5 protein-coding genes are annotated in these 9,780 nt (G+C 72.7%); 4 read left to right on the top strand and 1 reads right to left on the bottom strand.

The genetic code is table 11. The annotated features are described in order from the left end of the window. The first annotated feature begins 142 nt into the window (after nt 1–142). The 4 genes from NT8_RS13080 (at nt 143) to NT8_RS13095 (ending at nt 8,010) form a co-directional block, all read left to right on the top strand. Nucleotides 143–1,885 carry an N-6 DNA methylase gene (locus tag NT8_RS13080; RefSeq protein WP_245646162.1) on the top strand — a complete coding sequence of 581 codons (1,743 nt, stop codon included), beginning with the start codon at nt 143–145 and terminating at the stop codon, nt 1,883–1,885. Beyond that, nucleotides 1,885–3,501 carry a serine/threonine-protein kinase gene (locus NT8_RS13085; RefSeq protein ID WP_067968392.1) on the top strand — a complete coding sequence of 539 codons (1,617 nt, stop codon included), beginning with the start codon at nt 1,885–1,887 and terminating at the stop codon, nt 3,499–3,501. The genes NT8_RS13080 and NT8_RS13085 overlap by 1 nt, the downstream gene beginning before the upstream one ends. A 76-nt stretch (nt 3,502–3,577) precedes the next feature. Next, nucleotides 3,578–5,680 carry a UvrD-helicase domain-containing protein gene (locus NT8_RS13090; RefSeq protein ID WP_067968395.1) on the top strand — a complete coding sequence of 701 codons (2,103 nt, stop codon included), beginning with the start codon at nt 3,578–3,580 and terminating at the stop codon, nt 5,678–5,680. Nucleotides 5,681–5,745: 65 nt separating this feature from the next. Further along, nucleotides 5,746–8,010, top strand: a complete 2,265-nt coding sequence (locus NT8_RS13095) for a GmrSD restriction endonuclease domain-containing protein (protein WP_067968398.1) — start codon at nt 5,746–5,748, stop codon at nt 8,008–8,010. Nucleotides 8,011–8,080: 70 nt separating this feature from the next. Here NT8_RS13095 and NT8_RS13100 read toward each other — a convergent pair whose 3' ends face one another. Further along, nucleotides 8,081–9,625 carry an aldehyde dehydrogenase family protein gene (locus tag NT8_RS13100; protein WP_067968401.1) on the bottom strand — a complete coding sequence of 515 codons (1,545 nt, stop codon included), beginning with the start codon at nt 9,623–9,625 and terminating at the stop codon, nt 8,081–8,083. Nucleotides 9,626–9,780 lie beyond the last annotated feature (155 nt).

A 9,780-nucleotide genomic window follows, 5' to 3' on the forward strand; every position in this document is an offset into this window, starting at 1 on the left:
CGGCGGGGGCGAAGCGGTGCTCGGTGCGGCCGACATCGCGCGGTTGTCGGGCGTGCGGCGCCCGGCGGTGAGCAACTGGCGCCGCCGGTACTCCGACTTCCCCCGGCCGATGTCGGGCAGCTCCGCCAACCCGATGTTCTCCATGGCGGAGGTGGAGCAGTGGTGCCTGCGGAACGGCAAGCCGTTCCGGGCCGATCCCGCCGAACGGCTCTGGCAGCGCATCCGGGCAACGGTGGACGGGGTGCGCACCGCCGAGTTCCTCGCCCACGCCGGGCTGCTCCTCACCCGGTACGACGGGGTAGGCCCGCGGGTGCCGGGGCCGGACGCGCACTGGGCGAAGCTGCTGTGCGCGACGGTGGAGGCGGCCGAGGCCGACCCGGACGGCGCCGGCGGCTTGTACGCGCGGCTGTGCGACCGGCTCGCCTCGGCGCAGGGACGCTCGGCGGCGGTCGACGCGGCGACCGCCGCGGCGGTGGCGGAGATCGCCGGGATCGGACCGGGCATGCGCGTTCTCGACCCGGCGTGCGGTAGCGGCCCGCTGCTGCGTGCCGCCGCCGAGCGGGGGGCCGAGGTGCTGTGGGCACAGGACCTCGACCCCGCGCTCACGGTCGTCTGCCGCTCCCGTCTCCTGCTGGCGGGGACGGCCTGCGAGGCCGCCGCGGGTGACGCGCTGCGGGAGGACGGTTTCGCCGATCGCGAGGCCGACGCGGTGCTGTGTGATCCTCCGTTCCGTGACCGGGACTGGGGGCACGACGAGCTCGAAGGCGATGGCCGATGGTCCTACGGTCACCCGCCTCGCGGAGAGGGTGAACTCGCGTGGGTGCAGCACTGCCTTGCGCGGGTCCGCCGTGGCGGCACAGTGGTGGTACGGATGCCGGCCGCGGCGGCCGGCCGCGCGTCGGGTCGGCGGGTGCGCGCCGCGCTCCTGGCCGGCGGGGCGCTGCGCATGGTGGCCGAACTGCCGGGCGGCGATGGCCCGTCGACGGCGCACTTGTGGGTGCTGCGACGACCGCGGAACCAAGGGGGCGCGGCCGACCGGATCGTCTTCGTGCACGGAGTGAAGGCCCCTGACCAGATCGTCCATGCCTGGATGGATCCGGCCGTCGGCGGCGCCGCCGCGGTGGCCCCCGCCGAGTTGATGGACGCCGCTGTGGACCTGCGCCCGGCTGTGCACGTCGCTCCCCGGGCGCGGGATCGCGCCGAGGGGTACCCGGCGCTGCGCGCCGAGCTGGTCGCCGCGCTGACGGCGCTCGCCGATCTGCCCCCGGAGCTGCACGCCCCTTCCGACGCCGCCGAGGCGGAGCCGGACAGCAGTGCGCCGACCATCACGGAACTGGCCGCCTCCGGGATCGTGGAGATCCACCAGGCACCGCTGGGAACGCCCGCCGGCCATGGCCCGCTCCCCCTGCTGACCCACCGGGACCTCCGGGATCGGCGCCCTCCCGGCGGCCGTACCAGGAACGTGCCGGGGGGTGTGGTCGTCCGTCCCGGTGATGTCGTCGCGGCCTCCGGAGGACACCCCCTGCACCCGCGCGTGGCGGGTACCGACGATGCCGGCGCGGTGCTGGGCCCGCGGCTGGTGCTGATCCGCACCGACCCCGACCGGCTCGACCCCGGTTACCTGGCCGGGGTGCTGGAAGGCGCGGCCGCATCCGCCGAACGCACCGGTGCGTCGGGCACCCTGCGCTTCGACCTCCGCAGGACCAGGGTCCCGATGATCACCCCGGAGCTCCAGCGAGCCCGGGCCGCCGCGCGGCGGCGCCTCGACGCGACCGAGGACCGGGTCGCCGCGCTCGCTGATCTCGGTCGGCGGTTGGCGGAACTCGGCCGACTCGGATTGTCGACCGGGACCCTACTCCCCCGGACCACAGAGGAGGCCCCCTGATGACCGCCGACCGCCCGCCCGGGTCCGGGACGACACTGCTGGCCGACCGCTACGAGCTGAAGCACCTTCCACTGGCGCGCGGCGGTATGGGCGAGGTGTGGGAAGGTCACGACGTCCGCCTGGACCGCGAGGTCGCGGTCAAGTTCATCCGCTTTCCGGATGGGGAGCACGACGAGGAGATGGTGCGGCGCTTCGTCCGGGAGTCCCGCATCACCGCGCGCCTGCAGCACCCCGGGGTTCCCGCGGTGTTCGACGCCGGTACGTCCGGCGGCCGCCCGTACCTGGTCATGCAGCGGATTCACGGGATGAGCGTCGCCGACCTGGTCGCCGAGCAGGACCGGCTGCCGGTCGGGTGGGCCGCGGCGATCGCCGCCCAGGTGTGCTCGGTGCTGACCGCCGCTCACCGTGCGTCCCTGGTGCACCGCGACCTCAAGCCGACGAACCTGATGCTGGAGCCGGACGGGACCGTGAAGGTCCTCGACTTCGGGCTCGCCGTGGCCCTGGAGCAATCCGACGCCTCCCGGATCACCCGGACCGGTATGACACCCGGGACCCCGGCCTACATGGCCCCGGAGCAGTTGCTCACCGGGCTCAGCACGCCCCAGAGCGACCTCTACGCACTGGGCTGCACACTGCACGAGATGCTGACCGGGGCGAAGGTGTTCTCCGGCTCCACCCCCTTCGCCGTCATGACCAAGCAGGTCGGGGAGGAGCCGTCGGACGTGGAGGCGCTGCGGCCGGAGGTCCCGTCGGGCCTGTGCCGGATCGTGTCCCGGCTGCTGGCCAAGAGCCCCGCGGACCGCCCGGCGCACGCGGAGGAGGTGTACGGCGCCCTGATGCCGTTCGCCATGGACCTGGGCCACATCCACGGGGTGCTGGATCCGCCGTCGATCCCCAGTCCCGCCCGCATGCAGGCGGCCGTGCTCGCCCGGGTGTTCGGTGGAGCCGCGCGCGGGGTCCCGGCCCCGTCCGCCGCGGCCGCACCCGACCCCGCCACCGCCGATACCCCGTCGCCTTCGTCCCGCACCCCGTCCGATGCCGTGTACATCCGGCGGTCCGACGTCGAGAACGCCCGCTCCGAGGCCGCCGCGCTCGCGACCGCCTCCCGCTACCGGCAGGCGGCCGATGTCCTGGCGGCCGCCGTCCGTGCCGCACGCGCCGCTTTCGGTGACACCGATACCGATGTGGTGCGCCTCCGCATGGACTGGGCCAACGTGCTCTTCGAGGGCGGCGACTTCCTGGCAGCGGCCCCGGTGTACGGCGAGCTGGCCGCCGACCTCGCCCGGGAGAGCGGTCCCGACGACTCCCTCGCCTTCCGCTCGCGGTTGCAGAACGCCACGTGCCTCGCCCTCACCGGTGACAGTCCGAGGGCGCTGGAGACGCTGGCCCGACTGCTGGCCGATGAGGAGCGGGTGTACGGCCGCGACGACCACCGCCCCCTTGAACTGCGTCGGCAGATCGGACTGCTGGAGCTCGGTGCCGGACGGCGCGACCGGGCCGAGCGCACCCTGCGGGCCCTGGCCGACGACGTGCGCCGCGTGTACGGTCCCGGCCATCCGACGCTGGCGCAGATCGACGAAGTGCTGGCCGGACCGGCCGGCACCGGCCCCACCTGACCTCACCACCGGCCTCCCGCCCCTCTCCGGCTGTGCGGCAGCACAGCACCCCCTCCGAGAAGAAAGCGAGTCCTCTGTGGCCAGCCTCGCCATCCACCGCGACCTCCTCCGGGAGTTCGGCGGCCTGGAGAAGAGCGTGCAGGAGCGGGTGAGCGAAGTGTTCGCCAAGTTCCGGCACGCCACCTATGCCGGTCTGCACCTTGAGAAGGTCAGCGGCGCTCGGGACGACCGTATCCGCAGCATCCGCATCGACCAGTTCTGGCGGGGCGTGGTCCTCGCTCCGGATTCCGGCGACAGCTACACCCTGCTCAAGGTGCTCCCGCACGATGACGCCTACCGGTGGGCTCGCCGCAGGAGCGCGTCGGTCAACTCCGCGACCGGCGGGATCGAGATTCGCGATGGGGAGGCCATCGAGACCTCCCTCCCCCAGCTCGCGAGAATGGCGCAGACCGTACCGCGGCGCCTCTTCTCAGAAGTCGGCGACGCCGACATGGAGCGGCTCGGAATCGATGCGCAGACGCTGGCGTTCGCGCGCGCACTCACCGAGCCGATCCAGTTGGAGGTGGCGAAGTCCCTGCTGCCACCCATCCAGTGGGAGGTGCTCTACGGCCTCGCCATGGGGATGACCCCCGAGGAGGTCTGGGACGAGCTGGGCGCCGACATCACCGAGGAGCGCTTCGACCCGGACGATCTGGACGCCGCCATTCGGCGGAGCCCCGACCGCGTCGTGCTGGTCGACGGCCCGGAGGAGCTGATGGCGGTGTTCGCTCGCCCCTTCGACCTGTGGCGCGTCTACCTGCACCCGCTCCAGCGCGCGGCGGCAGAGGCCCGCCACCGCGGGCCTGCCCGCGTCACCGGCGGTCCCGGAACCGGCAAGACCGTTGTCGCGCTGCACCGGGCACGCGTCCTGGCCGAGCGGGGAGCCGGGCCCGTCCTGGTCACCACCTTCACCTCCACCCTGGCCGATTCGCTGAGAGCCGGGATGAAGCTGATGGCGGACACCCCCCGGGACACCGAGGTTCTGCGGGCGGTCACCGTCGAACACGTCGACCGTTTGGCCCACCGCGTCTTCCGCGACGTCCACGGCCAGCCGCGAATCCTCGGCGGCGATGAGGAGCGCCGGCTGTGGACGTCGATCGCGGCGGACACCGACACCCCCGTCGGCGCGGCCTTCCTCGCCGAGGAGTGGCGCCAGGTGGTGGTGGCTCAGGAGGTGCGGTCGGCCGACGCCTACTTGAAGGCCAAGCGCACGGGCCGGGGGCGGCGTCTCGGAGCCGCGCAGAAGGCCCGCGTGTGGCAGGCGGTCTGCGCGTTCGAGGATGAACTGCGGAGGCGCGGCCTGTGGACGCACGAGACGGTGTGCGCGGAGGCGGCGCGCATCCTCGGCGAGCGCGAGGAAAAGCCGTACCGGCACATCGTGGTCGACGAGGCGCAGGACCTCTCCGCCGAGAAGTGGCGGCTGCTCCGCGCCGCCGTTCCCGAGGCCGAAGACGACCTGTTCCTCGCCGGCGACACCCACCAGCGCATCTACCAGCACCGCATCAGCCTCCGCGACGTCGGTGTCAACGTCGCCGGTCGCTCGACACGGCTGCGGGTCAACTACCGCACCACCGCCCAGATCCTCGGATGGAGCCTGGAGCTGCTGCACGGGCAGCGCATCGACGACATGGACGGCGGCCTGGAGACGGTCGCCGGGTGCCGTTCGGACGTGCGCGGACTCCCGCCTGTGCTCAAGGGGTGCGCCAACCGCAGCTCCGAGCTCCGCCACCTCGTCGACACGGTGCGGGAGTGGCTCGACTCGGACATCCTGCCCGGCGAGATCGGCGTTGCCGCCCGTTCCAACCGCCTCGCCCAGGAGGCCGCCGACGCCCTCATCGATGCGGGTGTCGCGGCCCACGTGCTGTCGGGAGGGGCCGCGGAGCAGGACGCCGTCTCCGTCGCCACGATGCACCGCATGAAGGGTTTGGAGTTCCGCTGCCTCGCGGTGATCGGAGTCGACGCCGACCAGGTTCCCGCCGCGCGTGCCGTCACCCCCGCGTCCGAGGACGCGACCGCCCACGCCCACGACCTCCAGCGGGAACGCTGCCTCCTCTTCGTCGCCTGCACCCGGGCACGCGAACTGCTCAATGTGAGCTGGCAAGGACAACCGAGCCCGTTCCTCCCCTCCATCGGAGACTGACCGACCGCGACGCTCCGGTGGCCACGACGACCGACGACCCCCTAAGAGACCAAGGAAGGTTCGCGATGGCGAAGCTGTCGACGCTGCTCGACCAGATCGACGCCGGAACCGTGCTGCTCCCCGAGTTCCAGCGCGGATACGTGTGGAACCGGGACCAGGTGCGCGGACTGATGCGCTCGCTGTACCAGGACCACCCGGTCGGTGGGCTGCTGCTGTGGGAGACCGCCGCAACCGAGATCTCGGTGCGCGGCGGCGTTGCGGGCAGCGGAACCCACCTGCTGCTGCTGGACGGCCAGCAGCGGGTGACGTCCCTGTACGGAATCGTCCGGGGGAAGCCGCCGGCGTTCTTCGAAGGTGACGAGCGCGCGTTCACCGGGCTGCGCTTCAACGTGGAATCGGAGGCGTTCGAGTTCTTCGCCCCCACCCGTATGAGCGGGGACCCCCGGTGGGTGGACGTCACCGAGCTGTTCGCCTCCGGCCCGGTGTCGTTCTTCCCGGCCTTCGCCGACCAGCCAGAGTGTGCCACCGTCTACCTCGAACGGCTCAACCGGCTGTACCAGATCACCGAGAAGAACTTCTGGCAGGAGACGATCACGGGCGCCGACCGCACCGTGGAGGACGTCGTCGACATCTTCAACCGGGTGAACTCCGGGGGGACCAAGCTGTCGAAGGGCGACCTGGCGCTCGCCAAGGTGTGCGCGCAGTGGCCCGAAGCCCGCGCGTCGATGCGCGCCGACCTGGACCGCTGGAAGGAGGCCGATTTCTCGTTCTCCCTGGACTGGCTCCTGCGCAACACCACGGCCGTGGCGACCGGCCGTGCCCTGTTCAGCTCGCTGGACACCGTCACCGCCGAGGAGTTCCAAACCGCCCTGCGCGACTCCGTGCACCATGTCGGTACGTTCCTCGATGCGGCGTCCGGTCGCCTGGGGCTGGACCACGACCGGGTGCTCATGGGCCGCTACGCCGTCCCGGTGGTCTCCCGCCTGCTCGCACTCGAGGGCGGCGCGTTCCGCGACGCGGCCCAACGGGACAAGGTGCTCTACTGGTATGTCCAGTCGGCGCTGTGGGGCAGGTTCAGCGGATCGACCGAGACCTACCTCCAGCAGGACTACGACGCGCTGCACCGGGGCGGTGTCGACGCGCTCATCGCCAACCTGGAGCGCGTGAGGGGCGGCAACCTCGACGTCCACGCGCACGACTTCGAGGGCTCGACGCGCGGCTCGCGCTTCTACCCGCTGCTGTACATGCTGACCCGGGTGCTGGGTGCCCGCGACTTCGGCAGTGGGCTGGAGTTGAAGGCGGAGCTCCTGGGCCGGCTCTCCTCCCTCCAGGTGCACCACATCTTCCCGAAGTCGCTGCTCCGCGAAGGCTACGAGCGCGGGCAGGTCAACGCCCTCGCCAACTTCTGCTTCCTCACCCAGAAGACGAACCTGGAGATCGGGCACCGGGCACCCGAGGATTACTTCCGCGAGGTCGAGGAGCGCCATCCGGGCGTTCTCGCGTCGCAGTGGATCCCCGACGACCCCCGGCTCTGGCGTGTCGACCGCTACCTCGACTTCCTCGCGGCCCGCAGGGAACTGCTCGCCCAAGCGGCACAATCCTTCCTGACGGAGCTGCGGTCCGGCGACCGCTCCACCTCGGAGCGGCTCCGCCCCCTCACCGTGGTCACCGCGGAGGCCGACGACGCCCGGACCGTCCAGGTGCGCGAGCTCATCGAGGAACTCGTGCGGGCGGGCTGCGCCGAGCCGGAGACCGACACCGCGATCGGGGACCCGGAGACCGGGCGGGAGCTGGCGGTCGCGGAGGCGTACTGGCCGGACGGCCTCCAACCGGGACAAGGTGCGCCGGTCGTGGTGGAACTCGATCCCGACCGGGCCGACCTCCAGCGCCTGCGGGAGCTGGGTTACGAGGTCTTCACCTCGGTGGACGCCCTCCTGGGCTTCGTCAACCGGCAGAACGAGGAGGCGGCAGGCGCACCCGCCGAGCCGGAGCCCTCGGCCGTTTCCGGCGGCGCCACCGACCCCGACTTCGCGCGCGCGATGCGCGGGATCTACGACCGTGCGCGCGAGGAGGCCGGGTACACGGCGACGTACTTCCTCGGCATGCTCGCCGATCTCGGGCCGCGGGAGACGGCGCGCAAGCTGCTGAACTCCCCCGCGGTGTCCGACGGCTTCGCGGAACTGTGGGAGCGCGGCCGCCTCGACCTCACGGTCGAAGCACTCGCACTGGAACCGCGGTTCGCGGCCATCTTCACCGATGAGGAACTGGCCAGGGCGCGCACGCGGCTCGAACAGTTCGGTTACCGGTTCGGCGCGTCGCCGGCCGGGTGACGCGGGGGTGCCGGGGCTGCCCGTGGCGGCTCGGGCGGCCCCGGCGGTGCGGGGGGTGGGGAGGGCGGGGTCAGCCGGCCTCGGGGCGGAGGGTGTAGGTGGGGAAGTTGCCGGGGAGGCGCTCCCCGGCCGGGCCGCGGGTGACGGCGTGGACGAGGAGGCGGCCGCCGACGAACGCGCCGCGCCAGGAGTCGCCCCAGCCGCCGAACAGTTCGTCGCGGTCGCCGCGCGAGCGGGGCCGGTTGACGCCCACCTTGAAGGCGCGCACGCTGCCCGCCAGCCGCTCGGCGGTGTCGGGGTCGTCGCAGGAGACCGTGGACACCAGGGCGCCGTTGCTGGCGTTCATGGCGGCGAGCAGCTCCGCCTCGGTGTCCACCAGGACGATGGAGTCGACCGGGCCGAAGGGCTCGGCGTGGAACAGCGGGGAGGAGCGCGGCGGCTCCAGCAGGGCGACCGGCGCCACGTAGGCGTCGGTGTTCTGCCCGGGGAGCAGGTGCGCGGCGTCGAGCGAACCCCGGTAGATGGGCACGGCGCCCCGGGAGACCGCGTCGGCCACCTGCTGGGTGAGGTCCTTGGCCTTGGCGGCGTTGATGAGCGGGCCGAAGTCGAGCTCGGGCAGGTCGTCGCCCGGGTCGGCCACGGCCAGGGGGTGGCCGAAGCGCACCGCCGAGACCGCGGGCAGATAGGCGCCGAGGAACCGGTCGAACAGCGTCCGCTGCACGATGAACCGGGGGTAGGCGGTGCAGCGCTGCTTGGCGTAGTCGAAGGTCTTGCGGACCTGGCCGGAGAAGGTCTCCCAGTCGCTGAACTCCCACACGCCCCAGGTGTTGAGGCCCTCCTGCTCCAGGATGTGCGGCTTGCCGAGGTCGGCGAGCGCGGTGGCGACCTGGCCGCCGGTGTCGCGGCCGCCGACGAAGGACACGCAGCCGATCTCGGGGGCGCGGACGAGCACCGGGGACAGGTCCCGGCCGCCGCCGCTGAGCAGGGTGAAGGGCAGCCCTTCGCGCGCCGCGAGCGCCACGGCGAGGGTGAGGCAGACCAGGCCGCCGTCGGTGGGGGTCTTGGCGATGGCGGCGTTGCCGGCGAGCGCCTGGACGCACATGGCGTGCGCCAGGACGCTCATCGGGTAGTTCCAGCTGGCGATGTTGCTGACGGGGCCGTCGAGCGGGGCGCGGCCGTCGAGCATGCCGTCGATCTGTTCGAGGTACCACTCGACGCCGGAGATCGCGCGGTCCACGTCCTGCCGGGCGAGCCGCCACGGCTTGCCGATCTCCCAGACCAGGGCGAGGGCGAGCAGGTCGCGGTGCTCGCCCCACGCGGCGAGGGCGGCGCGCACCCGGTCGCGGCGCTCGGCCAGGGGGACGGCCCGCCAGCGGTGGTGCTCGTCGGCGGCCGCGCGCACCGCCGCCTCGGCGGTCTCGGGGCCGACCATGGGCGGGCTGGCGATCTCGGTGCCGTCGACCGGGGAGAAGGCGGCGCGCGGGACGCCGTCGGCGTGCCAGGCGCCGCCCCAGTGGTTGTGCACCCGGGCGACGCCGAACGCCTCGGGGGCGACGGAGCGGCAGCGTTCGTAGACGGTGGACCACGCGGTTCCGGGCTTGAGCGTGAGCGTCATGCGACCCTCCAGGACGATGGGCGGCGGAAACGGGCTCTAGCCATGAGGATCTCGCTATGAGCGGAAGAAGTGCGCCCTTTCCGGGGAATGTTCATGCGGAATTGACAGAAGCGAACGTTCCACCGGAGTTCACGAGGGCGCGCGCCAGGTCCGCC

This window comes from Nocardiopsis trehalosi NBRC 14201 (genome assembly GCF_001552555.1).
GTDB lineage: Bacteria > Actinomycetota > Actinomycetes > Streptosporangiales > Streptosporangiaceae > Nocardiopsis_B > Nocardiopsis_B trehalosi.

What these genes read in the sequence shown, in the direction of transcription:
- NT8_RS13080 (WP_245646162.1), top strand. Translation starts at nt 143, where the DNA reads ATGGCGGAGGTGGAGCAGTGGTGCCTGCGGAACGGCAAGCCGTTCCGG.
- NT8_RS13100 (WP_067968401.1), bottom strand. Translation starts at nt 9,625, where the DNA reads ATGACGCTCACGCTCAAGCCCGGAACCGCGTGGTCCACCGTCTACGAA.
- NT8_RS13085 (WP_067968392.1), top strand. Translation starts at nt 1,885, where the DNA reads ATGACCGCCGACCGCCCGCCCGGGTCCGGGACGACACTGCTGGCCGAC.
- NT8_RS13095 (WP_067968398.1), top strand. Translation starts at nt 5,746, where the DNA reads ATGGCGAAGCTGTCGACGCTGCTCGACCAGATCGACGCCGGAACCGTG.